Origin of the sequence: Cryobacterium sp. TmT2-59 (assembly GCF_004403545.1) — a bacterium.
GTDB classification, from domain to species: Bacteria; Actinomycetota; Actinomycetes; order Actinomycetales; family Microbacteriaceae; genus Cryobacterium; species Cryobacterium shii.
Genome location: NZ_SOGM01000019.1, coordinates 30,705 through 53,906, shown reverse-complemented (window position 1 = coordinate 53,906; position 23,202 = coordinate 30,705). Strand labels below are relative to the sequence as shown.

General features: G+C 70.4%; 27 protein-coding genes. 15 read left to right on the top strand and 12 right to left on the bottom strand.

What is annotated here, in order from left to right:
* The first annotated feature begins 183 nt into the window (after window positions 1–183).
* Window positions 184–381, top strand: a complete 198-nt coding sequence (locus E3T24_RS03450; protein WP_134366798.1) for a hypothetical protein — start codon at window positions 184–186, stop codon at window positions 379–381.
* 55 nt (window positions 382–436) lie between these two features.
* On the opposite strand, the gene E3T24_RS03445 is transcribed toward E3T24_RS03450, so the two are convergent.
* A complete protein-coding gene (locus E3T24_RS03445; protein ID WP_134366797.1) occupies window positions 437–649 on the bottom strand; it encodes a hypothetical protein in 213 nt (70 codons plus the stop codon).
* 235 nt (window positions 650–884) lie between these two features.
* Here E3T24_RS03445 and E3T24_RS03440 point away from each other — a divergent pair, with 235 nt between their 5' ends.
* Together E3T24_RS03440 and E3T24_RS03435 are read left to right on the top strand one after the other, a co-directional pair.
* Entirely contained in the window at window positions 885–2,699 is a 1,815-nt protein-coding gene (locus tag E3T24_RS03440) for a chromosome partitioning protein (protein ID WP_134434296.1), read from the top strand.
* A 120-nt stretch (window positions 2,700–2,819) separates the two neighbouring features.
* Window positions 2,820–3,794: an FKBP-type peptidyl-prolyl cis-trans isomerase gene (locus E3T24_RS03435; protein WP_134366795.1), complete on the top strand. Its 975-nt coding sequence runs from the start codon at window positions 2,820–2,822 to the stop codon at window positions 3,792–3,794.
* A gap of 36 nt (window positions 3,795–3,830) precedes the next feature.
* On the opposite strand, the gene E3T24_RS03430 is transcribed toward E3T24_RS03435, so the two are convergent.
* Window positions 3,831–4,379 (bottom strand): pyridoxamine 5'-phosphate oxidase family protein, encoded by a 549-nt coding sequence (locus E3T24_RS03430; protein WP_134366794.1) that lies wholly within the window; start codon window positions 4,377–4,379, stop codon window positions 3,831–3,833.
* 89 nt (window positions 4,380–4,468) lie between these two features.
* Here E3T24_RS03430 and E3T24_RS03425 point away from each other — a divergent pair, with 89 nt between their 5' ends.
* The gene (locus E3T24_RS03425) at window positions 4,469–5,329 is read left to right on the top strand and encodes a transglutaminase family protein (RefSeq protein WP_134366793.1); all 861 of its coding nucleotides are present in this window, start codon (window positions 4,469–4,471) and stop codon (window positions 5,327–5,329) included.
* Between the two features lie 168 nt (window positions 5,330–5,497).
* Here E3T24_RS03425 and E3T24_RS03420 read toward each other — a convergent pair whose 3' ends face one another.
* Entirely contained in the window at window positions 5,498–6,148 is a 651-nt protein-coding gene (locus tag E3T24_RS03420; RefSeq protein ID WP_134366792.1) for a potassium channel family protein, read from the bottom strand.
* A 174-nt stretch (window positions 6,149–6,322) separates the two neighbouring features.
* Between E3T24_RS03420 and E3T24_RS03415 the strand changes: the two genes are divergently transcribed.
* The 4 genes from E3T24_RS03415 to E3T24_RS03400 are packed head-to-tail and all read left to right on the top strand — an operon-like array spanning window position 6,323 to window position 9,315.
* Window positions 6,323–7,318 carry an ATP-binding cassette domain-containing protein gene (locus E3T24_RS03415; RefSeq protein ID WP_134366791.1) on the top strand — a complete coding sequence of 332 codons (996 nt, stop codon included), beginning with the start codon at window positions 6,323–6,325 and terminating at the stop codon, window positions 7,316–7,318.
* Window positions 7,315–8,142, top strand: a complete 828-nt coding sequence (locus tag E3T24_RS03410) for an ABC transporter permease (RefSeq protein WP_134366790.1) — start codon at window positions 7,315–7,317, stop codon at window positions 8,140–8,142. Before E3T24_RS03415 ends, E3T24_RS03410 begins: the two co-directional genes overlap by 4 nt.
* A gap of 49 nt (window positions 8,143–8,191) precedes the next feature.
* On the top strand, window positions 8,192–8,623 hold the full coding sequence (locus E3T24_RS03405; protein WP_134366789.1) for a VOC family protein: 432 nt from the start codon (window positions 8,192–8,194) through the stop codon (window positions 8,621–8,623).
* Window positions 8,620–9,315: a GyrI-like domain-containing protein gene (locus tag E3T24_RS03400; protein WP_134366788.1), complete on the top strand. Its 696-nt coding sequence runs from the start codon at window positions 8,620–8,622 to the stop codon at window positions 9,313–9,315. Before E3T24_RS03405 ends, E3T24_RS03400 begins: the two co-directional genes overlap by 4 nt.
* Window positions 9,316–9,320: 5 nt before the next feature.
* On the opposite strand, the gene E3T24_RS03395 is transcribed toward E3T24_RS03400, so the two are convergent.
* Together E3T24_RS03395 and E3T24_RS03390 are read right to left on the bottom strand one after the other, a co-directional pair.
* Entirely contained in the window at window positions 9,321–10,547 is a 1,227-nt protein-coding gene (locus tag E3T24_RS03395) for a GAF domain-containing protein (protein ID WP_134366787.1), read from the bottom strand.
* Between the two features lie 130 nt (window positions 10,548–10,677).
* Window positions 10,678–11,469 carry a LysR substrate-binding domain-containing protein gene (locus tag E3T24_RS03390; protein ID WP_160141070.1) on the bottom strand — a complete coding sequence of 264 codons (792 nt, stop codon included), beginning with the start codon at window positions 11,467–11,469 and terminating at the stop codon, window positions 10,678–10,680.
* Between the two features lie 97 nt (window positions 11,470–11,566).
* On the opposite strand from E3T24_RS03390, the gene E3T24_RS03385 reads away from it, so the two are divergent.
* A complete protein-coding gene (locus E3T24_RS03385; protein ID WP_134366785.1) occupies window positions 11,567–12,004 on the top strand; it encodes a DUF5997 family protein in 438 nt (145 codons plus the stop codon).
* 169 nt (window positions 12,005–12,173) lie between these two features.
* Here the strand turns inward: E3T24_RS03385 and E3T24_RS03380 are convergent, their stop codons facing one another.
* Window positions 12,174–12,935 carry an alpha/beta hydrolase-fold protein gene (locus tag E3T24_RS03380; RefSeq protein WP_134434295.1) on the bottom strand — a complete coding sequence of 254 codons (762 nt, stop codon included), beginning with the start codon at window positions 12,933–12,935 and terminating at the stop codon, window positions 12,174–12,176.
* Here E3T24_RS03380 and E3T24_RS18155 point away from each other — a divergent pair.
* Both E3T24_RS18155 and E3T24_RS03375 read left to right on the top strand, forming a co-directional pair.
* A complete protein-coding gene (locus E3T24_RS18155) occupies window positions 12,934–13,059 on the top strand; it encodes a hypothetical protein (RefSeq protein WP_255572818.1) in 126 nt (41 codons plus the stop codon). The two genes, E3T24_RS03380 and E3T24_RS18155, sit on opposite strands and share 2 nt — an antisense overlap.
* A gap of 69 nt (window positions 13,060–13,128) precedes the next feature.
* On the top strand, window positions 13,129–13,716 hold the full coding sequence (locus tag E3T24_RS03375) for an NUDIX hydrolase family protein (RefSeq protein WP_134366783.1): 588 nt from the start codon (window positions 13,129–13,131) through the stop codon (window positions 13,714–13,716).
* Window positions 13,717–13,856: 140 nt separating this feature from the next.
* On the opposite strand, the gene E3T24_RS03370 is transcribed toward E3T24_RS03375, so the two are convergent.
* From E3T24_RS03370 to E3T24_RS03355, 4 genes are all read right to left on the bottom strand, one after another.
* Window positions 13,857–14,390, bottom strand: a complete 534-nt coding sequence (locus E3T24_RS03370) for a GNAT family N-acetyltransferase (protein WP_134366782.1) — start codon at window positions 14,388–14,390, stop codon at window positions 13,857–13,859.
* Window positions 14,391–14,748: 358 nt separating this feature from the next.
* Window positions 14,749–16,296 (bottom strand): DEAD/DEAH box helicase, encoded by a 1,548-nt coding sequence (locus tag E3T24_RS03365; protein ID WP_134434294.1) that lies wholly within the window; start codon window positions 16,294–16,296, stop codon window positions 14,749–14,751.
* A gap of 236 nt (window positions 16,297–16,532) precedes the next feature.
* Window positions 16,533–17,213, bottom strand: a complete 681-nt coding sequence (locus E3T24_RS03360; protein ID WP_134368336.1) for a DUF1684 domain-containing protein — start codon at window positions 17,211–17,213, stop codon at window positions 16,533–16,535.
* A complete protein-coding gene (locus E3T24_RS03355; protein WP_174776536.1) occupies window positions 17,210–17,923 on the bottom strand; it encodes a hypothetical protein in 714 nt (237 codons plus the stop codon). Before E3T24_RS03355 ends, E3T24_RS03360 begins: the two co-directional genes overlap by 4 nt.
* 43 nt (window positions 17,924–17,966) lie before the next feature.
* On the opposite strand from E3T24_RS03355, the gene E3T24_RS03350 reads away from it, so the two are divergent.
* The 4 genes from E3T24_RS03350 (at window position 17,967) to E3T24_RS03335 (ending at window position 21,258) form a co-directional block, all read left to right on the top strand.
* Window positions 17,967–18,395, top strand: a complete 429-nt coding sequence (locus E3T24_RS03350) for an EVE domain-containing protein (RefSeq protein ID WP_241975916.1) — start codon at window positions 17,967–17,969, stop codon at window positions 18,393–18,395.
* A gap of 505 nt (window positions 18,396–18,900) precedes the next feature.
* Complete coding sequence (locus tag E3T24_RS03345) at window positions 18,901–20,166, top strand: hypothetical protein (protein WP_134405873.1); 1,266 nt, start codon at window positions 18,901–18,903, stop codon at window positions 20,164–20,166.
* Window positions 20,167–20,299: 133 nt separating this feature from the next.
* Window positions 20,300–20,878 carry a 2-phosphosulfolactate phosphatase gene (locus E3T24_RS03340; RefSeq protein WP_134402685.1) on the top strand — a complete coding sequence of 193 codons (579 nt, stop codon included), beginning with the start codon at window positions 20,300–20,302 and terminating at the stop codon, window positions 20,876–20,878.
* Window positions 20,879–20,955: 77 nt separating this feature from the next.
* The gene (locus E3T24_RS03335) at window positions 20,956–21,258 is read left to right on the top strand and encodes a DUF427 domain-containing protein (RefSeq protein WP_134368340.1); all 303 of its coding nucleotides are present in this window, start codon (window positions 20,956–20,958) and stop codon (window positions 21,256–21,258) included.
* A gap of 137 nt (window positions 21,259–21,395) precedes the next feature.
* Here E3T24_RS03335 and E3T24_RS03330 read toward each other — a convergent pair whose 3' ends face one another.
* Window positions 21,396–21,890 carry a SprT-like domain-containing protein gene (locus E3T24_RS03330; RefSeq protein WP_134368341.1) on the bottom strand — a complete coding sequence of 165 codons (495 nt, stop codon included), beginning with the start codon at window positions 21,888–21,890 and terminating at the stop codon, window positions 21,396–21,398.
* The gene (locus E3T24_RS03325) at window positions 21,890–23,101 is read right to left on the bottom strand and encodes a PQQ-dependent sugar dehydrogenase (protein ID WP_241978604.1); all 1,212 of its coding nucleotides are present in this window, start codon (window positions 23,099–23,101) and stop codon (window positions 21,890–21,892) included. Before E3T24_RS03325 ends, E3T24_RS03330 begins: the two co-directional genes overlap by 1 nt.
* Window positions 23,102–23,202 lie beyond the last annotated feature (101 nt).

The following is a 23,202-nucleotide window of genomic DNA, read 5'->3' as shown; positions in this document are numbered from 1 at the left end:
CTCGGGTTCGTGCTGGCAATCGCGACTCACCCCCGTACGCTGTCAAAAACAGAACCAGCCTCGCACGGCCCTGCACGGAGCAGGATCACCAGCGCGGAGTGACGACTGGCCCGCTGAAAACCGGGTGAACCACCAGAACCACCGAAGCGGAAACGCAGCGGCAGAACCAGGAAACACGCAGCCATGACCGACGACGAACTCCTTCTCGAAACCGATTACACCAGCTATGCGAACTCGTGCCGTGACCCGCACATCACCCCGGCGAACGACCTGGTCGAGTGCCGGCGCCAGAACGGCCACGACGACACCCACGCCACCCGGGCCGGCCGGAACGCCATTCGCTGGTCCGGATACACCGGCCAGGCTCCGCACGCCGCCTGACGCTTTCCCGGCTTCGGTTCCCGGCGAACCGGGACCCGGCCGGGACCGGCGAGGCTCAGGCCAGCAGGCCGGAGGGTGCCGCGGCGGCGGGCCGGGCACTGGGGGACCACGAGTGCATCTCCTTGATGTCCCCGTGTCGAGCGAGCTGGCAGTCGGTTTCGTGCACGATCTCCGGCCAGACGAAATTGTGGTCATCGCGGATGGTGGCCGTGCCGTAGACCCCGCAGTCCCGGCAGTACGCGATCGAAACCCAGTCGGTGTCTTTCATCACTTAAGGGTGAGCCACGACCGGCGGTCCCGGCAAGAGTCCGGGGCACAAATCCTTGATTTCGTGATGCTTTCGCAGGATGCCAACCAGCTGGGAATCGTTTGTCGGGCTCGGGCCGCACCGCCGCCCGAACGAGGGGTAGCACGTCTTGCCCCGTTAGGCTGGGGGCGGCACGCTCGATGGATCTTCGACGTGCTCACGCTGATGAGCTGAGCTCGACGGAAATAAGGCCGAAATGAAGCAGAACGTATCCGAACTCCCGCGCATCCGCGCGATGATCCGCAGCGACGGCACGGGGGACCTCACCATCGATGGCGTGAGCCAGCACATCGTCGCCGCCGACGAGGCCGGCGTTCGCGAGGAGATCATCAACCGGGTCACGGATGCCGCCCTCAAGGTCGGCCGTCCGGTGCGCCTGACCGCCGAGGACGAGCAGGGCCAGTCGCCACTGATCGTGCACCCTGACGGGGACGTGGAATCCGACGGCGCCTTCATCCCGAAGCCCGCGGCCGCCGCCGCCCGCTCGTTCGGGGTCACCAACCCGCCTGCTCCCGCGGCCGATCCGGCCGATCCGGCCGATCCGGCCGAGCCGACCGGGACCATGGTGATCGACGTGGTTGCCTCGCCGCAACCGTACCGTGCCGACATGGCGAACGCCACGCCCCACGCCGACATCGAGGCCCTGTTCCTCGAGGCCGACACCCTCGGTGCGAGTGACGGGTTCCCGACGGATGCTGACGCGACGGATACTGACGCGACGGACGCTCACGAGACCGACGCCGACGCGCCCGACCGCGACCTGACCGGCTCCGAGCCGGCGCCCCTGGATGCTGTCGTGCTCGAGGCCTCCCAGGCGGACTTCGTGCCGGCCCGACCGGCCGACCCGTTCGAATCCGTCATGGTCCAGCCGTTCGAGAACCTCATGTTCGATCCGTCGACCGACCTGGATTCGGACCTCAAGGACTCGGACCTCGACTCAGACCTCGACTCAGACCTCGACCTCGGCTCCGAGGCCGACGCGCACAGCGTTCCCCGCTCTGCCTCGGCCTTCATCGGGCTGGTGCCGGCTGCCCCGGCTGCCCCGGCTTCCTCGAATGGCGTCTCCGGCGACGAGGCGGGCCCCAATCTCTCCGATTTCATGAACTCCCGTCCGGCGATGGTGGCCGGCCCGGCGATTCTGGGCTGGCAGGGAACGGTTCGCCGCCTGACCGGCGGCGTGGTGTCCCCGGCTCCGGGAGGCGCGGAGATGGCGCACCGCGCCGCCGTGGCCTCGGTGCAGCGCCGGCTGGTCGGTCCGCGCACCATCGTCGTGCTCAACCCCAAGGGCGGCGCGCACAAGACGACGGCCACTCTCCTGATCGCGGCGACCTTCGGCATCCATCGCGGTGGGTACACGCTCGCCTGGGACAACAACGAGACCATGGGCACACTCGGTGTGCGGGCACAGACCGCTTCGCACACCAACACCGCCGTCGACCTGCTGCGCGACCTGGACAACTTCGCCTATTCGAGCTCCGCCCGCGTCGGCGACCTCGACAACTACGTGCGCAACCAGGGCGATGCCCGGTTCGACGCCCTCGCCTCCGACCTCGATCCGGCCGGAGCGGCCAGCATCGACGACGTGGCCTTCGGCAAACTGCACGCTGCCCTGAGCCGGTTCTACCGCGTGCTCATCATCGACACCGGCAACAACATGCGGGCCTCCAACTGGGAAGCGGCCGTCGAAACGGCCGACCAGCTCGTCGTCGTCTCGACGATCCGCGAGGACACCGCCTACGGGGCGGCCGCCCTGCTGGACGGGCTGCGACAGAAGGGCCACGCCGACAAGGTCGCGCAGGCGGTCACCATCCTCGCGTCGCCGGCCAAGACGGCGGACCACCAGTTGTCCAAACGGCTGCACGACCACTTCAGCCAGCTGACCCGCGCGGTGGTCGACGTTCCCTATGACGCCGCCCTCGTCGCCGGCGGATCGCTCAACATCGACGCTCTCGACCCTCGCACCAGGGAGGCGTGGCTCCTCGCCACCGCGGCGATCGCCGAGGGCCTCTGACCCGGGGACTCAGCCGGTACAGATGTCGTTCCGGCATACTGGCGAAGGCCCGGCGTTGGGCGGCTGTTCCAACCCGCCTCAATCCAGCCACACCAGGCTTTGACGAATAGAAAGATCAGCGTGCGTAAACTTCCTGCCCTCATCTCCGTTGCCACCGTCGCCGTTCTCGCGCTCGCGGGCTGCAGCGCCTCTCCCTCGACCGACAAGGCGGCCGGCGCGTCGTCGATCTCCTGCACCGATTCCGGGAAGGTCTCGGATTCCGTCAAGGTCGCCGGGAAGGCCAACGCGGAACCCACGGTGAAATTCTCGAAGCCGTTGAGCACGAAGACCACCGAACGCAGCGTCATCACCGAGGGCAAGGGTGGCGCCGTGAAGACCGGCGACGTCGTCGAACTCGCTTTCGCGGTCTACAACGCGACCACGGGCGAGAAGATGAACGCCGGCGGCTACGGTGACGCCGCCGGCGCCTCCATCACCCTCGACGAGAAGTCGGGCGTCTTCCCGGCCATCATCAAGGGCGTGGCCTGCTCCAACTACGGAGCGCGTGTCGCCGTCGTTTCGCCGCCGGCTGACGCCTTCGGCGGTGCCGGAAACGCGGACCTCAAGGTCGGCGCCAAGGACAACATCATCTTCGTCATCGACGTCAAGGGCCAGATCCCGACCCGCGCCAGCGGCAAGGACCAGAAGCCCCAGGACGGCTTCCCGACCGTGGCGCTGGCCAAGGACGGCGCCCCGACCGTGACCATCCCCAAGGCCGACGCCCCAGCCGACCTGAAGACCGAGGTGCTGAAGAAGGGCGACGGCCGCAAGGTCGCGGAGGGGGCGACCGTGACCGTGCAGTACTCGGGCGTCGTCTGGTCCAGCGGCAAGGTGTTCGACCAGTCCTGGGGCAAGGGCGGACCGACCCCGATGTCACTGAGCAGCGTCGTTCCCGGGTTCGCCCAGGGCCTCGTCGGCCAGACGGTCGGTTCCCAGGTCGTCATCATCATCCCGCCGGCGCTCGGCTACGGTGATGCGGGACAGACCCAGGCCGGGATCACGGGCACCGACACGCTCGTGTTCGTCGTCGATATCCTCGCCGCGGGCAAGGCGTAGGCCCCGCGGGTTTCTCCGACTCGGGCCTTCTCGAACTCAGGCCTTCTCGAACCGGCCGGTCTTCTCGGTCAGCCGGATCCGGTAGATCACGGCGTGCGGGGATGACCCCGCGGCGGCGTGGTCCGGGGGCAGCACGGATGTCCCGGGACCCGGCTTCGGCCGGGGCCCGGGCCCCGGTTTGGGCACCGATTTCGGCTCCGGTGCCGGGCCCGGCAGAACGGTGCCGTCCGGGCCCAGGTGCGGCTCGGCGGTGACGCTCGTGACCAGCGGCGCGAACCGGGTCAGCAGCACCCGCATCCCGGCCGCGGCATCCTCACCGGTCAATTCCTCATAGCTGCCCCAGCCGATCACGCTGCGCCAGTTCGCGAGATCGTCGACCTCCTCGACCTCGAAGCAGACCGACGGGTTCGCCCGCATCATCTGCACCTTGCTTCCGGATGCGCTGTGGCCGTACACGGCGTCACCGTCGTAGGCGTAGGAGATCGGCACGATATAGGTGCAGCCCTCGGCGTGGCAGCCGATTCGGCCGACCACGGCCTGGCGCAGCACAGCGTCGATCTCAGGCTCGTTCAGTTCACCCAGCATGCGGCCAGTGTGGCCCCGCGCCGGGCACCTCGCCAGTGGCTGCGGCCGCGGAGTGGCCGTCACGCACGGCGCCGTGTCAGGATCGAGGCATGAAACGCACCGTGGCCGCGCACCTCTCGCTCGAGGCCCTGGCGCCCGCACGCCTCGTGTTGTCCATCGCCGTGGCGGGCGGCCCGACCGCATCGCGGGAATCAGTCGGCGCGGCCGGTGCGGCCGGTGCGGCCGACGCTGCCGGTGCCGCTGCCGACCGGGTCGAGCTCCTCAGTGTCATGCAGGGTGGCGCCGAGGTGCCGGTTCGGGAGGTCACCGACGAGCACGGCACCCGCCTGCATCTGGCCGAGGTGGCAGCGGGCCCCGTCGAGGTGGATTACCACGCTGACCTGGCCGGCCCGGCGCATCCGTCGCCAGGGGCCGACATCGACCTGGTGCGGTACCTGCGGCCGAGCCGCTACTGCGAGTCCGACAGCCTCGGTCCCACCGCCCACGCCGAATTCGCCGGGCTCGAGGGGGCCGACCTGCTGCACGGGGTGACGTCGTGGGTCGGGCAGAAGCTCAGCTACGTGCCCGGGGCCAGACTGCCGACCGATGGCGCCGTGCGCACCCTGCTGGCCCGCCGGGGCGTCTGCCGGGACTACGCCCACCTGGTCGTGGCGCTGCTGCGGGCGCGCGACGTGCCCGCTCGGCTGGTCTCCGTCTACGCGCCCGGGTTGGCGCCAATGGACTTCCGCGCCGTGGCCGAGGCCTTCGTCGACGACGCCTGGCAGGTGGTCGACGCGACCCTGCTGGCGCCCCGGCAGTCGCTGGTGCGGATCGCGACGGGCCGCGACGCCGCAGACACGGCGTTTCTCACCACCATCGGCGGCGGGGTGCTCCTGCACTCGATGGCGGTGTCGGCCGTGGTCGACGAGCTGCCGAGGGACGACCTGACGGAACTCGTGCGGCTGCGCTAGTCGTACCCGCCTTCGGGCCGCTGCCGCTGCCGCTGCCGCTGCCGCTGCCGCTGCCGCTGCCGCTGCCGCCGGACCATCGTCGCGGAACGAATTCGACGGAGATTTTGCCGGAATCGGGCCCAAACCGGCCGGAAACGTGGTTTTAACTCAAAATCTCCGTCGAATTGGTTAGTGCTTGCCCGCTCGGGACCGCTGGTCCTGGCCGACGGCGGCGATGCGGTCGATGATCCAGGAGGCCAGGGTCGCCGTGATCACACCGACCAGCGTGACGCCGCCGAGCATCAGCCCCACCGTGATGAGCCTTCCGACACCGGTGACGGGAAAGTAGTCTCCGTAGCCCATCGTCGACACGGTGACGAACGCCCACCAGACGGAATCGCCGATGGTGGTGATGTTCGCGCGGGGCGAGGCCCGCTCCGCGTCGAGCACCGCCAGCGCGCCCATGCAGATCAGCAGGCTGGACGCCCCGACCAGGTAGAGGCCGACCCGGGACCGAACGGCCGAGCCCGGGGTTTTCTGGAACACCGGCAGCATCGTGACCAGTCTGAGCAGGCGAAGCGGCCGGAGGACCGGCAGGAAGACCACCAGCAGGTCGAACAGATGGGTGATGAACCAGCGTCCGCGCTGCGGCGCCAGATAGAGGTTGACCAGGTAGTCGGCCAGGAACACCAGCCAGGCGAGCACCAGAATGGCGAACGTGAGCGTGTACCGGGGGCCGTCGAGGTCGGCCAGCACGCGCCAACTGTAGCTGAGCAGGAAGAGCACGGATGCGGCGAGCAGCGGCCACTGCACGAGCCTGTCCCAGCGCGCCTGATCCATGAGCACACCATAGTCACGGGGGTGCCGGTGCGCGCGGGCGGCGACCGCCGTCGCATCCGTTTATTGCCCGGATCGGTCATTGTCGAAGCCGGTGCGGGTGGTTAAAATGTTGAGTCTGTGGTTCACCGCGTTTCCACCTCGTGTGTCGCCCCCGACCAGGCAGGGATCAACCGAATGACCATCATCGAGGCCACTGGCCTGACCAAGACCTACCGTTCCAAGTCCGGGCCCGTGCGGGCGCTCGCCGGACTGGACCTGTCCGTGCCCCGCGGCAGCGTGAAGGCGCTGCTGGGGCCCAACGGCGCCGGCAAGACCACGGTCGTGAAGATGCTGACCACCCTGATTCGACCGGATGCCGGCACCGCCTTTGTCGACGGCATCGACGTGGCCGCCGACCCGAAGTCCGTGCGGCGCATCATCGGCGTCTCGGGCCAGTACGCGGCCGTCGACGAGAACCTGACTGGTTTCGAGAACCTCGAAATGGTCGGCCGGCTCTATCACCTCGGCGGTACCGCGTCCCGGCGTCGCGCCCAGGAACTGATCGACCTGTTCGAACTCACCGCGGCCGGGAACCGCCCGGTCAAGGGGTTCTCCGGCGGCATGCGCCGGCGGATCGACCTGGCCGGCGCGCTGGTGATCAACCCGAAGGTGCTGTTCCTCGACGAGCCGACCACCGGGCTCGACCCGCGCAGCCGGATCGCGCTCTGGGCTGTGATCAAGCGTCTGGTCGCCGACGGCACCACGGTTCTGCTGACCACCCAGTACCTCGAAGAGGCCGATCAGCTCGCCGACGACATCGTCGTGATCGATGACGGCCGGGTGATCGCCGAAGGGACCTCGGACCAGCTCAAGGCCCAGATCGGCGGGCACCGGCTCGAGCTGGCCCTGGTCGAGGGTGACGATGGCCCCGCGGCCCGGGAGATCCTGGCCCGGTACGGCGCGGGTGTGCCGACGTCGACCAGCGACGGCCGCGGACTCGAGGTCGCGGTGATCGACGGGCCCCACGCGCTGAAGCATGTCCTGTCCGAACTGGGCGCCGCCAACATCCGTCTGCACGACGCCGGGATGCGCCGGCCCACCCTCGACGACGTGTTCCTGAAGCTCACCGGGCACAAGGCCGACCGGGCCGCCGACGCGGCGGAGGACGGCGAATTGGAGAAGTCGAAATGAGCGCCGCCGGCAGCCTGGCGGCCTGGAACCCGCTCGCCCTCTGGTACTCCGACGGCTGGACGGTGACCAAGCGCAACCTGATCAAGATCAAGCGGTCCCCGGACGTGCTCGTCTTCGCGGTGATCCAGCCGATCATGTTCGTGCTGCTGTTCAGCCAGGTCTACGGCGGCGCGATCTCCGTGCAGGGCACCGACTACGTGCAGTTCCTGATGGCCGGCATCTTCGCGCAGACCGTCGTGTTCGGGTCGACCTTCTCCGGCTCCGCGATGGCGCAGGACCTCAAGGAGGGAATCATCGACAGGTTCCGCAGCCTGCCGATGAGCTCGTCCGCCGTGCTGATCGGACGCACCAACGGCGACCTGCTGCTGAACACGATCTCGATGGTGATCATGATGGCCACCGGGCTCTTCGTCGGTTGGCGGGTGAATTCGTCCCCGGCGGAGTTCTTCGCCGGGGTCGGGCTGCTGCTGCTGTTCAGCTACTCCTTCAGCTGGGTGATGGCGCTGCTCGGCATGAGCGTGAAGTCACCGGAGGTGATCAACAACGCGTCCTTCCTGATCCTGTTCCCCCTGACCTTCGTCTCGGTCGCCTTCGTCCCCAGCGATACCCTGCCCGACCCGCTGCGCATCTTCGCCGAGTGGAACCCGGTGTCCGCGCTCGTGCAGGCGGCCCGGGAGCTGTTCGGCAACGAGGGCACCGCCCCGGTTCCCGACATCTGGACCCTGCAGAACCCGATCACCACGGTCCTGATCGGGGTCACGGTCATGCTGGTCGTTTTCGTGCCGCTGTGCATCCGCAAGTTCGCCTCGATCAGCTCCCGCTGATGCCGCATCCGGCCGACATCCGGCCGCCCTCGATGACTGGAGTCCTGACATGAGTATTGGAATCGTGCACGCGTTCGGCGGATTCGCCGTTCCCGAGCTGGCGGCCGCACGCCGCTTCTACGGTGAGACGCTCGGGCTCGAGGTGACGGATGACGCCATGGGCCCGCTGCGCCTGCGCCTGCCCGGCGGGGCCGAGGTGATCGTCTACCCGAAGCCGGACCACGTGCCGGCCGTCTTCACCATCCTCAACTTCGTGGTGGAGGACATCGACGCCGCGGTGGCCGAGCTCACGGCCCGGGGAGTCGCATTCGAACGCTACGAGGGGATGGACCAGGACGCGGCGGGCGTCTCCCGGAACGGGGACCCGAAGGTCGCCTGGTTCACCGACCCGGCCGGCAACATCCTCTCGGTGTTGCAGAACGCGGCGCCGCAGAACGCGGCGCCGCAGGATGCCGCAGCGTCGGGTGGGACCGCAGAATGAGCGGCGAAGTGCCGTTTCGCACCGACCGCCGCACCGGACAGCTGCGCTCGCCCCGCAACACCGCGCCGGCCGGGGCGGGCCCGTGGGACGTGAAACGCGTGCTGAAGCCGTTCTACGCCCCCGCGAATCGCGACTGGGAGCTGATCGAGGTGCCCGCGCAGCGCTTCATCGCGGCCGACGGCAGCGGCGACCCGGCCACCGCGCCCGCCTATGCCGAGGCCGTCGAGGCGCTCTACGCGGTCGCCTACGCGATCAAGTTCGCCGGCCGTCGCACCCTCGGCCAGGACCTGGTCGTGGCACCGCTCGAGGGCCTCTGGTACGCCGACGACGCATCCGTCTTCACGGCCGGCGAGAAGGCGAGATGGCAGTGGACCATGCTGATCAGCCAGCCGGACTGGGTGACGGATGCCTTCATCGCCGACGCCATCGCGGTGGTCCGGGCGAAGAAGAAGCTGCCCGCCCTTGCGAGCGTGCGGGTGGAGGCCCTCGACGAAGGCCTGTGCGCGCAGCTGCTGCATCTCGGGTCCTACGCCGATGAGGCGCCCACGCTCGCCGGCCTGCACGGGGAGTTCCTGGCCGAGCACGGGCTGCGGATGAACGGCCGGCACCACGAGCTCTACCTCGGCGACCCGCGCCGAACCGAGCCCGCCAAGCTCCGGACCGTACTCAGGCAGCCGGTCGCCCCGGTGTGACACGGCTAGTCCGGCAGGCGCCCCAGCTCCGCCTGGATCAGGAGGGCGAGTTCGCGCAGCAGGACGATGTCGATGTCGGCGGCGGGCCGGGGCTCCGGGTCGAACACGCTGAGCACGCCGATCCGCTCGCCGGTGTCTGCCTCGATCGGGAACCCGGCGTAGAAGCGGGTCTGCGGGGCGCCCGTCACGAGGGGATGGTCGCGAAACCTCTCCTCCGCCTGAGCGTCGGGCACGACCGTCGCTCCGGGCTCGCTCACCGCGATGGCCGTGATCGACCCTGCCAGCGGAAAGACCCGCGGGGCCCGGCCGATGTTCGTCTTGTCCCAGAGCCGGTCGCCGTCGATGAAGGTGAGCGCGGCCGATGCGGTGCCGTACGATCTCTTCGCGATGGCCACGATCCGGTCGAGCCTGGCGTCCGGGTCTCCTTCCAGAATGCCGAGCCGGTCGATCGCGCGACCCGGATCGGGTGAGCGCTGCTCGGCGTCACGGGCCTTCGAACGGCCGTTGCCGGACGTGTCGACCTCGAGGTGTTCGGCGTCGAGGGATGGCCCCATCCGTGCGGCGAGGAGTTCGGCCCACCGGCTGTAATGCGCCGCAGTACGCACCCGCCCGGGCGTCACGGCCAGGTTGGCCGTCATCGGCACGAAGTGGGCCTGGGGGCGTTGGGAGCAGACCCAGGCACTGATGTCGTTCTGGGACCGGGCATTCTTCTCAGCCACGGCGCCGAGGGGGGAATCGAAGGCGGCTATCGACCGGATCGGCTGCACGCCGAGCACGAAGATCCTCGTCGTGAGCGAGGATTCCAGTTCGATCCGGTCCAGCAGCGCCGTCAATTCCCGCTGCCACACCCGCGCGGGAATCAGGCTGACGGCGTCGCTCGTGCCCAGGCTCACGACGATGGCGTCGTACCGCCAGAGCCCCAGCCCGTCGAGTTCGGCCCGGGCCGTTCGGATGGTGACGTGCGGGTTCGGGACCACATCGACATCCGTACCCCGGCCGGTGCGGGCGGACAGGGCTCGCGCGAGCGACCCGGGCAGGGCGACGTCGTGACTGAGCACCCCCCAGCCGACTGCGGGGCCGCTGCCGAAGATCAGGATGCGATCGCTGTTGATTCCGGGGGAGTGGGCGCGCTGGCCATCCGTCGGACGCGGGATGCCCGCGTAGTCGCGAGTCGTGGCCGCGGACCACGCACGCATGAGCGGGACCAACACCCACCGGATGAGTTCGGGCACTCGTGCTCCTTGGCCTGAAATGGGTCTTCAGCCTGCACTGAGGGCAGATGGCTGAGCCTATCTCAGGTGTGTGGTTTGCGGTGACCTGGTTTGGCCGCGGTCGGCGGTTCCGTGCTTGGGGTCGTGCGGGTCAGCGGCCGCCGCGGCGCTTGCCGGCCCGGGGGCTCGGCGTGTTGCGGGTGCGCCCGGTCACGCTGGTGGCCTTCTTGGTGACGGGCTTGGCCTTCGCGGCGGCCACCCGCACGGCCTTCGCGGCCGCCTTGGCCTTGTCGGTCTTCTTTTCCTTCCGCACCTTTTCGGCGCCGGCCGGCACGGTGTCGACCCTCGAGCTGTCCCGGGTGCGGCCGCGCACGATGCCGATGAACTCCTCAACGTCTTCGGTGGTCTCCCGTGTCAGCCAGGCCAGGGACACCTGGCTCTCCGAGACGTCCTCGACCGGGCGGGACACGACATCCTTGCGGCTGTGCAGTCGCGCCAGCGAATGGGGCAGGATGACGATGCCGACGCCCGCAGCGACCTGCTCCATGGTGTCGTCCAGGTCGCGCATCTTCGGCAGGGGGCGGCGGGTGCCGTCGCGCACCTCGGTGGCGACATCGCGCCATTCGGGCACGGCGTCCGGGTCCTGGAGCAGGTGATCGTCGGCGAGGTCGGCCACGACGACGCTGTCGGCGTCGGCGATGAAATGGTCTTTCGCCGCGACGACCACGGGGATCTCACGGTAGAGGGCGATCAGGCTCAGGTCGGTTTCGTCGACGGGCAGGCGCACCAGGCTCACCTGGGCCCGGCCGTCGCGCAGCACCGCATCCTGTTCGGACGGGTCGGTGCGGAAGACCTCAAGGGGCTGGTCGGGCCTGCGATCGGCCCAGATCCGGGTCCATTTGGTGGGGGTCACACCGGCGGTGAAGGCAATGGAAAAGGTCACCGGCATCCTCATACTTTCTGGCTCTCGTATCGTGTCTTCCGCCGGAACGACAGGCTCTTACGGCTATACGGGTCTTCTCAGGCTATACGCTTGACTGATGACCGAGAAGAAGACCCAGACCATGAAGCCCTCCACGGCGGCCCAGAAGCTCGGGATTCTGCTCGAAGCAGCACCCGAGGATTTCCAGGCCGCACCCATCTCGCGCACCGAGCTGGCCGCGCTGGAGGCGAACCCGCCCGCCTGGTTGCTGGACCTGCGCGCCAACGGCCCGCACCCCAAGCAGGTCGTCGCCGCCAAGCTGGGCGTGTCGATCTCCGGCCTCGTCCGCGGCGACGTGACCGAGCCGCTCACGAGCGCCGAGATCCTGGCCCTGCTGCAGCAGCCGCCGACCTGGCTGGTCACCGAGCGGGCCACCCAGTTCGAGGTGCGCGAAGAACAGATCCGCGTCAAGGACCGCGACGCCGAGCGCGCACGCAAGATCGCGCACGTCGCCCGCCAGGCGGCCCAGAACGAGAAGGCCGGCCGCGGCCGCTAGCCCGCTCGGCCCGGCCCCTGTCGGCCCGGCCTGTTCTGATCGGCGCGCCGTCTAACCAATTCGACGGAGATTTTCGCGCTGCGAACCGTTTTTCGCCCGTTTGAGCCCTTTTTGGCCAAAATCTCCGTCGAATTCGTTCGGGCGAACGGATGCCGCGGTCCCGGCGCGTCTAGGCGGCCGGCGCGGCGTACTGTGCGCGCAGGAACGTGACGATCTCGCCGAGCTCGGCCTCGGAGATGGAGTGTTCGAGGCCCTCATAGATGCGCTCGGTGAGCGTCGAGTGGCCGGGCAGCCAGGCCTGCGTGCGGTCGATCGCATCCTGAGGGATGACCGGGTCCGCCGTGCCGCGACCCCAGAACACCGGCAGGCGGCGTTCGGCGAGGCGTTCGTCGCCCGTATGCGTGCTGCGCCCCACGAAGCCGCTCAATTGCACCGCGAAGTCGAACCGGTCGGGGGCCTGGCGCAGCAGCTGAAGCGCCATCGCGCCGCCCTGCGAGAAACCGAGCAGGCCCACGGATGACGGCTGCTCCGGCAGGGTGTCCAGCCATTCGAGCACTCCGGCGGTCGCCGCCTCCAGGGCGTCGGCGCTCGGCGAGCCGGGGTTGACCTTGGCCCCCGCCGCTCCGATCGGGAACCAGGCCCAGCCCGGTCCGGCCGCCAGCGGGGCGCGCAAAGCGGCGATGACCGGATGCAGCGGCAGGTGCGGGGCGAGGGAGAAGAGGTCTCCCTCATGCGAGCCGTAACCGTGCAGGATGAGCAGCAGCGGTCGCCCGGCCCGGTCGGCAGCTGACGCGGACCACAGCACGGCGTCCGGGTTGATCGGTTCGGCGCGGACCGTGCGGGCATCCCCGGTGGCGCCGGGGCTCTCGGCGTTGGCGGTGTCGTCGTTGCCGGCGCCGGTGCTGTCGCTGCTCTGATCGTACTGGTCCATGGCGGTCCTCCTGCTCGAGGTCGACATCGTGACCGTCGACCAGTCAATCCTTCCATTGCGGTGCGGTTTTCGGCACCGCGATCAGGGCCGCCCGGCGGCATCCGTCGCCCGCGAAGGTCGCTGACGTGTCGGTGTCACGACCCCGGGCGGCCGCAAATCGGCATCCGGTCGCGGCGTAGTACAGAATGGCTTCATGAGCGTGCGCACCCCTGACCCTGATCCGGACTGGACGCCTGGCCCCGAGGACGCTCCGCCGCCGAGCACCAACCAGGGCTGGCTGAGCGACGTCGAGCTGGCCGAGGTGCGTCGTCGGCTGCCGATCCTCTACATCGAGGCCGTGCCCGTGCGGGTCGACGGTCTCGGCCAGGTCGTCGAGGTCGGCGTGCTCCTCCGCGCGCGGTCGACCGGCGAGATGACCCGGATGCTGGTGTCCGGCCGGGTCCTCTACGGCGAGACCCTGCGTGACGCGCTCTTCCGTCACCTCGAGAAGGACCTCGGGCCGATGGCCTTCCCCCAGCTGCCGGTGAGCCCGGTGCCGTTCACGGTCGCCGAATACTTTCCGATGCCGGGCATCACCGCGTTCACGGATGACCGCCAGCACGCGGTCTCGATGGCCTACGTCGTTCCCGTCACCGGCACCTGCGACCCGCGCCAGGACGCCCTCGAACTGACCTGGATGACGCCCCGGGAGGCAGCCTCGGACGCCGTGGCAGCGGAGATGGAGGGCGGTCGCGGCGCCCTGCTGCGGATGGCGCTGGCCTCGGTCGGACAGCTCCGCTAGATCGGGCTGCCGCACCAGCTCGGGCCGGTGTGCCAGAACGGGCCGGTGTGCCAGCTCGGGCCGGTGTGCCAGAACGGGACGCAGCGCGGGCTTCGGGCTCCCTCAGCGGGAGCCCGAAACCGGGCTACTCGTCTGCGGGACTACTCGGACGTGACGAGCGAGAGCCGGCGAGCGAGCGACCGGGGACGCACCAGACGCACCTCGTGCAATTCTTCGCCGAGGACTTCCTGGTCCTGGTCGTGGCCGTCGGCGGCGTAGCCGTTGCGCTTGTAGAACGAGTGCGCGCGGGGGTTCACTTCGGCGACCCATAGGTAGGACGGGCCCTCGTCGACGACGGCGTCGAAGAGCTGCTGGCCGATGCCGGTGCCGTGATACGCATCGAGCAGGTAGATGAAGTAGAGCTCCTGCGGCGCCGGCTTGTCGGTGTCGCGGGCCGGGCCGCTGCCCGCGAATCCCACGATCTCGCCGTCGACGAGGGCGGCGACCTGCCGGTACTGCGGCCCCTGGGAGCTGAACCTGCGCCACATCGCGGCGAGACGGGCCGGCTGCAGCTGCTCGAGGGCGGCCGTGCTGAGCAGCTGGTCGTAGGTTTCGTGCCAGCAGGTGGCGTGCACGCGGCCGAGGCTTTCGGCGTCCGCTTCTTCGACAGGACGGATGACTGCAGTGGTGACCATGACCCGAGACTAACCCAGCGACGCGGTGCTGAATTACACCCCGGGGTCACGGCCTGATCACGCCGCAGAACGCGCGCCGGCTCCCGTCGCGGTCGCCTGCTGCCGTGGCCAACTCAGGAGATCCGCGGCGGGCAGGTGCGCAACCGGCGGATGGCCGCGTGATTCCGGGCCGAGCATCCGGCGCCGTCACGTTTCTCCTGAGTTAGCCACGAGGGGGAGGGGCGACCCTGTCGCTGAAGTGTGGCAGCACTGCTGCGGCGGGGTGCACAATCGTCTCAACTGCCACTCCGGCAACGCAAAACGGGCCGGCCTCGTGAGAGACCGGCCCGTTCAGACGGCAAGACGTGGTGCTGAGGGGTTAGCCCTGCGCGCGGCGCGGAGCCGAGCGGCGTGCGCCTCCGGTGGAACCGGCACCGCGGACGAGGCCGCCGACCTGCAGGCCGCCGGAGCGACCGGAGCCCTGAGCCGAACGACCCTGGCCGCCGCCGTTGCCCGCGGGGGCGTGGCTGTGACCGGATGCCGCGGGGCGGCCCGAACGCTCCTGGCGCGATCCGCCGGCCGGCGCGGCATCGCCGCCGCGTCCGCCACGGCCGTTGCCCTGGCCGCCGCGTCCGCCGCCGTCACGCTCGTCGCGGTTGACGCGCTTGCGCTGGGCGTTGGCGCCCTGCGAACGGCCGCCCTGGGACTGGCCCTGCGGCTGCTCGACGCGGGGGACCGGCTTGACGTAGGCGGCGACGTCGCCGACGAGGGCGTCCACGGCCGGGGAGCTCGCGGTCACGCGCTGCGGGGACACCTTGATGGCGGCCTTGCGGAGGAGTGCGTCGGTGTCGCGACGCTGCTCGGGGAGGACCAGGGTCACAACGTCACCGGCGCTGCCGGCGCGGGCGGTGCGGCCCGAGCGGTGCAGGTACGCCTTGTGCTCGGCCGGCGGGTCGACGTGGATGACGAGTTCGATGTCGTCGACGTGCACGCCGCGGGCCGCGACATCCGTGGCGACGAGCACCTTCACGTCGCCGGCGCTGAACGCCGCGAGGTTGCGGTCACGAGCCACCTGCGAGAGGTTGCCGTGCAGGTCGACGGAGGGGATCCCGGCGTCGGTGAGCGACTTGGCGAGCTTCTTGGCCTGGTGCTTGGTGCGCATGAAGAGGATCCGGCGGCCGGAACCGCTGGCCAGCTTCTCGACGAGCGCCTTCTTCGATTCGACGCCGTCGATCTCGAACACGTGGTGGGTCATCGCGGAGACGTGGCTGTTGGCCTCGTCGACCGAGTGCATGACCTCGTTGTGCAGGAAGCGGCGCACGATCTTGTCCACGCCGTTGTCGAGCGTGGCCGAGAACAGCAGGCGCTGGCCGCTGCTGGGCGTCTTGTCCATGATGCGCGTGACGACGGGCAGGAAGCCCAGGTCGGCCATGTGGTCGGCCTCGTCGAGCACGGTGATCTCGACGGCGTCCAGGCTGATAAAGCCCTGCTTCATCAGGTCTTCGAGGCGGCCGGGGCAGGCCACGACGATGTCGACGCCCGCCTTGAGCGCGGAGACCTGGCGGCCCTGCGAGACGCCGCCGAAGATGGTGGTCGTGTTGAGGCCGTAGGCCTCGGCCAGCGGGGTGAGTGCGTTGGTGATCTGCGTGGCCAGCTCGCGGGTCGGGGCGAGGATCAGGCCCAGCGGACGACCGGGGCGGCGCTTGCCGCCGGCGAGCTTGCCGCCAAGGCGCGACACCATGGGCAGCGCGAACGCGAGCGTCTTGCCCGAGCCGGTCTTGCCGCGGCCGAGAACGTCGCGACCGTTGAGGGTGTCGGGCAGGGTGTCGATCTGGATCGGGAAGGGGCTGTCGATACCCTGACTCGTCAGGACGGAGACGAGAGGGGCCGGCACGCCAAGCGCGCTAAAGGACGAAATTTCAGACAAAGTGGTGCCTTTCGGGCATCAGATTCCCCCGGTATCCGTTCCGCAAGGGCGGTAACTCGGAGACCAAAGAGGATTCACATGGCGAAGGTGCCGATGGGCACATCCGTTCGCCGTAAGAAGGTTTCATTCGAAAAATCCGGCCGGCCCACGAGTGGGTGGCCGCAATAAGAAGAGGGCGTTCTACGACGCAGCGAGCGCAACTACGCACTCGCAAGCCTTCAGTCTAGCGGATGCTGTCAAGCCTCCGGGTCGAACGCCCGGCTGTGCAGCTGCGCCGGGTGGCGTTCCTCACCCGGGGAGAGCTCCCCGACGGGCACCTCAGCGGTCACGATATTGCCGGCCTGGGGCAGGGGACAGGCCCACATCGGGTCGTACGCGCAGGACGGGTTGTAGGCGAAATTGAAGTCGAGGATGAGGGTGTTGTCGTCGGCGCCGGCCCCGAGGTCGGCCCCCTTCACGGTGTCGAGAAGGTAGCGGCCGCCGCCGTAGGTCCCACCCGGCTTGCCGGCCAGCCCGTCCCGGAACGGCAGGAACAGCCCGCCGCCGTAGCAGGAGAGCCGCCACAGGTCGATCGCGCCCAGGTAGGGCAGCCGCACCGAGCCGACCAGGTCGAACGGCACCTTGCCGTCCGTACCGGTGTCGACGGCGATGTGCACCGGCTGTTCCGCCCGGTGCACCTCCACCTCGAACCGCCAGTCGGGGTCGTACGCGGCGACCGGCAGCCCGGTGAAGACCGCTCGGTCGTCGGGCAGCAGAGGCGACGACGGATGTCCCGCGAACAGGTCGTCGCGACCGCTTCGCCACAGCTCGTGGCCGGCGGCCGGGTCGTGCGCGCTGATCTGGCGCACGCCGGCGTACAGCCCGAACACCCGCCGGCGCCAGTCGGCCACCTGCAGGGCGCCGAGGGTGGTGCTCACTGGGTCACGCCGGTGTCGGGGACCGAGTCGGCCGGGGCCTGCTCGGCCGGGGTCTGCCCGTCCGGGGCCTGCCCGTCCGGGGCCTGCTCGGCCGGGGTCTGCCCGTCCGGGGCCTGCCCGTCCGGGGCCTGCCCGGCCGGGGCCTGCCCGGCCGAGGCCTGCCCGGCCGAGGCCTGCCCGGCCGAGGCCTGCCCGGCCTGCTCGGGGGACGGCTGCACATCGACGCCGAGGTCGAGCTGCCAGGTCGGCGCGAGGCGCTTCAGCTGGCGCATCCGCCACTGCCACAGGGCCCAGAACACCGGCCAGCTGGCGACGGTGAGGGCGCCGGTGCGGAAGATCAGCTGGTCGCGGAAGAGGGTCTTGCCGGTGCCGGCCGGGTCGGGGGCCACGGCCATCCGGTGGTCCCACAGCGTGACCGCGGCCAGGGCGCCGGACACGCCGCGCCCGGTGTCGCGCAGAATGCGCACCCCGTCCGGGCGGGTCGTCGCCATCGCCAGGCGGATCACCTGGTCACCCATCGGCACCAGGCCGAGCGCTGTCATGCTGACCGGGTGTTCACCCGGTTCCCAGGCCGTGGGGAAGCCGTCCGCCTCGAGGGATTCGACGCTCACCACGGGGGAGCTCACCTCCCGGAACACGGCGGGGCTCCGCAGGGCGCGCCAGGCGGCATCCGGGGAACAGTCGAGAATCTCTTTCAGAAGAACGCGCATGACCCCAGTCTGTTGTGCTTCGGCATGCAGTACAACTAAGAGGGTGGCAATTCGATACTGGCTGGGCGTCGCGTCACGCGAACACGTGCTGCGCGCCGTCTCGGTGGGGCTCGTGCAGGCCCGCCACAGCGCGCGTGCGGCGCTCGAAGACATGGGCGAGTCCGACGGGATGGTCTACTACTCGCCGAAAACCGACCTCGACGGCGACCGGCTCCGCGAGTTCACCGCCATCGGGCGCATCGCCCCGGGGCTCGTGCACCAGGGCGAGTCCGCCGCCCCCACCTCCTACCGGCCGTGGCGCCGCCGCGTCGACTACGACCCGGATGCCATCGCCACCTCGATCCGGCCGCTGCTCTCGGTGCTCGAGTTCACCCGCGACGATCCGAACTGGGGCTACCGGCTGCGGCGGGGCCTGCTGCAGCTCTCCCGGCACGACTACGACGTGATCCGGCGGCAGATGCGCCGCCTGTAACCGCCCCAGCTATCCTCGTGCCGCACTCACCCGCGCCATACTTCGCCGAGTTCGCCACTTGCGGTCGAGTTCGCCGCACACACCTGTCGAAGTCGACCGGAAGTGGCGACTTCGGCGCGGGTCGCCGGGTGTAGCCGCACGGATGCGCCGGGTCCCGCGCCTGCCTGCCGCGTTCGCTCGCACTCCGCGCGCCAGTTCGTCCCGGTCCACCTTCGCCGAGTTCGCCACTTGCGGTCGAGTTCGCCGCACACACCTGTCGAAGTCGACCGGAAGTGGCGACTTCGGCGCGGGTGGGGCGCGGGTGGGGGGCGAGTGGGCGCGAGCGGCGACGAGTGGCCACGAGGCACCGGGTGTGCGGCCGCACGGAGCCGCCGGGTGTGCGGCCGCACGGATGCGCCGACGCGGCCCGGTGCGCCGGCGATTGTCGGCGGGATCGGCGATTTTCAGAGCAGAGTGCCAGTGAGGCCGCCCTGTCGCGCCGGCATCCGTTGATTAGACTTCGAGCATGACAGGCGAGTTGTGGTGGGTGCCTTCGGCGGTCGTCTTCGGCGGGGCGGGCGCGATCGTGGTGCTGCTGGGGGCGCTTGCCCGCCGCCGCGGCCGGACGCACGCCCGGGAAGACCGCTCCCTGGCGGACGGGCGGGTGCGGGCGGCCTCCATCGCGCTGGTTCGCGCGGACGACGTGGTCCAGGCCACCGCCGACGAACTCGGTTTCGCGGAGGCGCAGTTCGGGCAGAACGCCACCCATGACTTCGCCGCGGCGCACGACGCCTCCCGCCGGCAGGTGCGCGACGCCTTCGCCCTGCAACAGAAACTCGACGACAGCGAGCCGGAGAACGAGAGCGAACGCCGCCACTGGACCGAGCAGATCATCGTGCTCGCCGACGAGGCCACGAAGCGACTGACCGAGCAGGACCGCGACTTCTCCAGCCGCCGCGGCCTCGAACGTGACGCGCCCCACCTGCTCGATCAGCTGCGCCGGCGCCTCACCCGGGTCGCCGAGCGGGTCAAGGCCGGGGAGGCCAGCCTCAAACGGCTCGGCGCGACCTATGCCCCATCGGCCCTCGCCCCGATCAGCGGCAATGTGGTGCGTGCGCAGGCCGCCCTGGACGAGGCCAGGCTGGCCACGGATGCCGCCGCCGCGCGGCTCGACCGGGCCTCCTCCGAACCCGTGGGCGACCAGTTGCGCGAGGCCGAGCACGGTCTCTACCGCGCCGGCAAGCTCCTCGACGCGATCGAAACCGGCGAGGACCAGCTGCATATCGGCTTCGCCTCGCTGACCCGGGCCCTCGTGGATGCCGACGCCGAGCTGGCCGAGGCGCGCCGGCTGCGGGACACCCACGAGGAGACCGAGGCGCGCACCGAACTCAACCGTGTGATCGCGGTGTCCGACCGGGTGGTCGGCGAGCTCCGGCATCCGTCGCGCCTGAGCGATCCGGCGGCCGACCTGGCTCGGCTGCGGGAAGCGATCGACGGCCTGGACGTGACCCGCTCCGAGGCCCGCAACCGCCAGTTGCGGCTGGAGAACGCCCGCGGGGCGCTGATCGGCGCGCTCCTGGCCGCCCGCAGCCAGATCAGGGTCACCCGCGACTTCATCGCCGCGCACCCCGGACGCGTCGGGTCGCCCGCCCGCACCCGCCTCGCCGAGGCGGAACGGCAGTTGAGCCTGGCCACCGCGGAGGCCGACCCGGTCGCCGCCCTGGACACCGCCCGCCGCGCGATGACCCATGCGACGGATGCCGACGCGCTCGCCCGTTTCGACACCCTGTAGCGCGCTCTGCCCGCTGCGCAACCGCGCCGTGCGCCGCGGGCCCCTGTGCCCCGGACCCGCGCGCCCCGCGCCCCGCGCCCCGGACCCCCGGACCCTCGCGCCCCGGACCCCCGCGCCCCGCTACCCTTGTGGCGTGATCAACGCCCAGCCCCAGCAGAAGTACCAGGTTCGGTTCGACGTCGGCCTGGCCGGATTCGAGGCCCTCGCCGGTGCGGCGGATGTGGTCGTGCTGGCCGACGCCCTGCCGCCCGCACCGGGTGAGGCCGGCCCCACGGTGTCGCTGGCCGCGCACCAGGTCATCACGGCGAACCTCGACACCAGTTCCCGGGTCGCCGAGTGGGTGCTCGCCCGCCAGACCGAGAAGGGCGACCGGTTCGCCGTCGCCGTGATCGCCGTGGGCGGGCGCCGCGCCGATGGCGGCGGCCGGTTCGCGGTGGAGGACTTCCTGGTCGCCGGGGCCGTGATCGACGCCCTGTCCGCGCTCGGCATCGACCACTGCTCACCCGAGGCGGCCGCCGCGTCCGCCGCGTTCTCCGGCCTCCAGCGGGCCGTGCGCCACCTCGTCACCGCCTCCGAAACCGGCCTGGCGCTCGCCGCAGACGGGCGCCAGGCCGAGGTGCAGGCCGCGCTCGCGCCAGACCTGTCGACGACGGATGCCGGAGCCGGCCGGCCGGGAATCTCCCGGGTGCGGGAATTCGCCTTCCCCGTCTGAGGTTTGCTCCAGCACGACCGGAATCCCGTCCGGAATCCCGTCCGGAACGGTCGCCTCGAATCGAAGGAGCAGCTCCCATGCAGGCAGTACTCAACGGCGTCGTAGTCGCCGAAGCACCCCAGTCCGACCTGCTCAAGATCGAGGGCACCTGGTACTTCCCGCCGACGAGCGTGAATGCGGACCTGCTCGTGAAGAGCCCGACCCGGTACACCTGCTCCTGGAAGGGCGAGTGCCAGTACTTCAGTGTCCTGGACGGCGAGACCCTGCTTCAGGACCGCGCGTTCAGCTACCCGGCCCCGCCGGCGGCCTCCTTCGCCCGGGTCGGCCAGGACTACAGCAACTACATCGCCTTCTGGAAGGAAGTCCGGGTCTCCGAGTAGCGGTCGCTGAGTAGCGGTCTCAGAGTCGCCCGTGATGCGCCGGGCGGTTGCTCGGCGGGTGGCGCGCGGCTCGAGGCTCTCGGGCTGCGGCCTTCGGTGCCGCCCCGGGTTCCAACGCACTGCCGGTGTTGGCCACCTCAGCTGCCGGTGGCGGCCGCGGCGCGTCTCCGGGCCACCGCGGTGATCTCGCGCCGGGTCCAGTTGATCAGGAACGCCCGGTCGAACCCGCGCCCGCACAGCCCACAGGCGAAGGCGCGGGTCGGCTGGCGGTAGCGGTAGTGCACGTGCCCGGCCGGGCAGGTGCCGACCCAGGGCGCGAGCTCGTCGGCGATCTCCCCGTCGTGCGTGCGCTTGCCGTCGTAGCCGAGGTTGAACGCGGTCAGTTTCCACTTCGGGCCGTGGCCGGCGCGGGGCCCCGCGAGGGCGTGTGCCACCTCGTGCAGCAGGATCTGGTGCACCTCGTCATCCTCGTAACGCGCGGCCAGGTACCGGGACACGGTGATGCGCCGGGCGGTGAAGTTGCAGAGGCCGGCCCGCTTCTTCGCGTTGTCGAACGCGAACGACCAGGTGGGGTCGAGGTGCAGGGCGATGAGGGCGTCGGCCCAGTGTCGCACTCGGTCGAGGTCGGCCATCAGGGCGCCACCCTCACCTGGTAGAGCCTGTCGTCGCCGGGGGAGGGTGTGCCGCGGCCATCCGTGTTATTACTCACGAACCACAGTGTGCCATTGGGGCCGGACACCACATCACGCAGTCGCCCGAAGCTGCCTGCGAACCAGTCGTCGACCTCGCCTGTGGAGGGAACGATGCGCCAGAGGCGCTCGCCGCGGAGAGCCGCCATGAAGAGGGTGTCGTTGACGACGGCCAGGCCGCTGGGGCTGGCCTCGCTGGTGGGCCACTGCTCGACCGGGTCGATGAAGCCGGAATCATTGGCCTGGCCGGTGCCCCTCCCCTCGACGGTGGGCCAGCCGTAGTTGCCGCCGGGAACGATGCGGTTCAGTTCGTCCCAGGTGTTCTGGCCGAACTCGCTGGCCCAGAGGGCCCCGGTGCTGTCCCAGGCGATGCCCTGCGGATTGCGGTGACCGTAGGAGTAGACGAGGGTGCCGAACGGGTTGCCGGCCGGTACGCCACCGGTCGGCGTCATGCGCAGGATCTTGCCGCCGACCGAGCTCAGGTTCTGCGCGTTGGCGGTGTTCCCGGCGTCCCCGGCGGTGGCGTAGAGCAGGCCGTCCGGTCCGAATCCGAGCCGGCCGCCGTTGTGGTTGCCGGCCTTCGGGATGCCGCGGAGCACCGGTTCCGGGTCGCCGAGGGTGTGGCTGCCCGCGGCGCCGAGGAGCGGCATCCGCACGATCTGGTTGTCGTCGGCGGTCGTGGCGTAGGCGTAGACCCAGCCGGTCCCGCCCGGTGCGGCCGAGTCGGCCAGGGCGGCGAGGCCGAGCAGGCCGCCTTCGCCCTGCGGTCGCACATCGGCGACCCGTCCGGCGTCCCGCAGGGTGCCGTCGGGCAGGAGCTCACGAACGAGCGCCGTGTCACGCTCGCTGATCAGGGTGCTCCCGTCGGGCAGGCGCAGGATCGACCACGGCGCCTCGAGCCCGGACGCGATCACGACGGGGTCCCCGACCGGGCGAACCGGCGGCACGCTGGTGCCGCTGGTGCCGCCGCTGCCGCCGGCAGGCGACCCCGTTTGCGACGGATCAGGTCGGGCCGGGGTCTCGCTGGCCGCCGTCGGCGCCGGAGCGCCTGACGTGCAGGCGCTGAGCAGCGGCACCGCGCCGAGCACCAGCGCCAGGCCCACGGCGATGGCGACCATCCGCCCTCGGCCGCCGGGACGCATCCGCCCGTTCATGTCCTACCTCGTTTCGCGCCGGGTGTCCTGTGCTGTCCTCTGCACGTTCCGGCATGCCCCGGATTTCGGCTGCGGGTCGGGCACCGTTCCCGTGCATAACT

Excerpts from the sequence above, each read along its gene's own strand:
- E3T24_RS03330 (WP_134368341.1), bottom strand. The coding sequence starts at position 21,890 with ATGGCCGACCTCGACCGAGTGCGACACTGGGCCGACGCCCTCATCGCC.
- E3T24_RS03345 (WP_134405873.1), top strand. The coding sequence starts at position 18,901 with ATGACAGGCGAGTTGTGGTGGGTGCCTTCGGCGGTCGTCTTCGGCGGG.
- E3T24_RS03370 (WP_134366782.1), bottom strand. The coding sequence starts at position 14,390 with ATGGTCACCACTGCAGTCATCCGTCCTGTCGAAGAAGCGGACGCCGAA.
- E3T24_RS03420 (WP_134366792.1), bottom strand. The coding sequence starts at position 6,148 with ATGGATCAGGCGCGCTGGGACAGGCTCGTGCAGTGGCCGCTGCTCGCC.
- E3T24_RS03380 (WP_134434295.1), bottom strand. The coding sequence starts at position 12,935 with ATGGACCAGTACGATCAGAGCAGCGACAGCACCGGCGCCGGCAACGAC.
- E3T24_RS03405 (WP_134366789.1), top strand. The coding sequence starts at position 8,192 with ATGAGTATTGGAATCGTGCACGCGTTCGGCGGATTCGCCGTTCCCGAG.
- E3T24_RS03425 (WP_134366793.1), top strand. The coding sequence starts at position 4,469 with ATGAAACGCACCGTGGCCGCGCACCTCTCGCTCGAGGCCCTGGCGCCC.
- E3T24_RS03400 (WP_134366788.1), top strand. The coding sequence starts at position 8,620 with ATGAGCGGCGAAGTGCCGTTTCGCACCGACCGCCGCACCGGACAGCTG.
- E3T24_RS03355 (WP_174776536.1), bottom strand. The coding sequence starts at position 17,923 with ATGCGCGTTCTTCTGAAAGAGATTCTCGACTGTTCCCCGGATGCCGCC.
- E3T24_RS03335 (WP_134368340.1), top strand. The coding sequence starts at position 20,956 with ATGCAGGCAGTACTCAACGGCGTCGTAGTCGCCGAAGCACCCCAGTCC.
- E3T24_RS03410 (WP_134366790.1), top strand. The coding sequence starts at position 7,315 with ATGAGCGCCGCCGGCAGCCTGGCGGCCTGGAACCCGCTCGCCCTCTGG.
- E3T24_RS03445 (WP_134366797.1), bottom strand. The coding sequence starts at position 649 with ATGAAAGACACCGACTGGGTTTCGATCGCGTACTGCCGGGACTGCGGG.
- E3T24_RS03415 (WP_134366791.1), top strand. The coding sequence starts at position 6,323 with ATGACCATCATCGAGGCCACTGGCCTGACCAAGACCTACCGTTCCAAG.
- E3T24_RS03325 (WP_241978604.1), bottom strand. The coding sequence starts at position 23,101 with ATGAACGGGCGGATGCGTCCCGGCGGCCGAGGGCGGATGGTCGCCATC.
- E3T24_RS03440 (WP_134434296.1), top strand. The coding sequence starts at position 885 with ATGAAGCAGAACGTATCCGAACTCCCGCGCATCCGCGCGATGATCCGC.
- E3T24_RS03430 (WP_134366794.1), bottom strand. The coding sequence starts at position 4,379 with ATGCTGGGTGAACTGAACGAGCCTGAGATCGACGCTGTGCTGCGCCAG.
- E3T24_RS18155 (WP_255572818.1), top strand. The coding sequence starts at position 12,934 with ATGGCGGTCCTCCTGCTCGAGGTCGACATCGTGACCGTCGACCAGTCA.
- E3T24_RS03385 (WP_134366785.1), top strand. The coding sequence starts at position 11,567 with ATGACCGAGAAGAAGACCCAGACCATGAAGCCCTCCACGGCGGCCCAG.
- E3T24_RS03375 (WP_134366783.1), top strand. The coding sequence starts at position 13,129 with ATGAGCGTGCGCACCCCTGACCCTGATCCGGACTGGACGCCTGGCCCC.
- E3T24_RS03450 (WP_134366798.1), top strand. The coding sequence starts at position 184 with ATGACCGACGACGAACTCCTTCTCGAAACCGATTACACCAGCTATGCG.